2 protein-coding genes are annotated in these 1,148 nt (G+C 65.9%); both read right to left on the reverse strand.

Going from position 1 to position 1,148, the window contains the following annotated elements:
- A partial coding sequence (locus ABZ796_RS27685) for an IS3 family transposase (protein WP_357341399.1) occupies positions 1 to 908 on the reverse strand: 908 nt, incomplete at its 3' end.
- The coding region (locus tag ABZ796_RS27690) for a transposase (protein WP_357341401.1) at positions 905 to 1,148 on the reverse strand (244 nt) is incomplete at its 5' end. The genes ABZ796_RS27685 and ABZ796_RS27690, both read right to left, overlap by 4 nt.

The raw sequence follows: 1,148 nt of genomic DNA on the forward strand, positions 1-1,148 counted from the left end.
TGGGCTGAATCAAGGTCAGCGTAGTAGGCCTGTTCGACCTCGATGGGTGTGCGGTAGTCGAGCTCGCCGTGAAGCCTGCTGTTGTTCCACCACCACACGTACTCCAGCGTGGCCAGCTCGACCTGTTCCACGGTGCGCCAGGGTCCCCGGCGGCGGATCAGCTCGGTCTTGTACAGCCCGTTGACGGCCTCGGCCAGCGCGTTGTCGTAGCTGTCACCCACGGTCCCTGTCGATGGCTTCGCACCCAGCTCGACAATCCGGTCGGTGTAGACGACCGCAAGGTAGTTCGACCCGTGATCGGCGTGATGCACCAACTGGGTCAGGTCCCGGCCGGCACGGTCAGCGTCCCAGGCGGCCATGTCTAGGGCCCGTAGCGGCAGGATGTCGGCCTTCAGTGTCGCGGCGACGTTCCAGCCCACGATCCGTCGTGAGTACACGTCGGTGACGAACGCGACGTAGGCGAACCCGGACCAGGTCGCCACATAGGTCACATCAGCAACCCACAGGCGCCCCGGCCCGGGCGCGGTGAAGTCGCGGTTGACCAGGTCCTTCGGCAGCGCGGCCCCGGTCTTGTCGGGGCGGGTGGTGAAGGTCTTCTTCGAGCGCTTCACCCCGTGCAGGTCCAGTTCCCGCATCAGTCTGGCGGTCTGGTCCCGGCCGATGTCCCAGCCCTGCCGTTTGAGCAGGGCGTGCATCTTCCGCACCCCGTACACGCCGTAGTTCTCAGCGTGTAGCCGGGCGACCTCGGGTTTGAGGAACCCATCGCGTAACCGCCGTGCCGAGGGCGCCCGGGTCTTCGCGGCCCGGTAGCCACGCGAGGTGATGAAACCACGAACTGCCGCACCCAGGACACGGCAGATGGCCTCGACCCCGAACTGATCACGGTGTTCGTCGATGAACCGGATCATCTCGTCGTGGGACGGTCGAGTTCCTTGGCGAAAAACACGCTGGCGGACTTCAAGATCTCATTCGCCCGCCGCAGCTCAGCGTTCTCTCGCTTGAGTCGCTTGATTTCCGCAGCGGCATCGGTGCTCGCACCCGGTGTCCTGCCCTGCGCCAGACCACCGTCGACCTCGGCCTGTCGCAGCCAGCCACGCAACGTCTCGCTGTTCATCCCCAGCATGCCCGCCACGTGACGGATCGCGGCC

Origin of the sequence: Nocardioides sp. NPDC047086 (genome assembly GCF_040643685.1) — a bacterium.
Taxonomy (GTDB): domain Bacteria; phylum Actinomycetota; class Actinomycetes; order Propionibacteriales; family Nocardioidaceae; genus Nocardioides.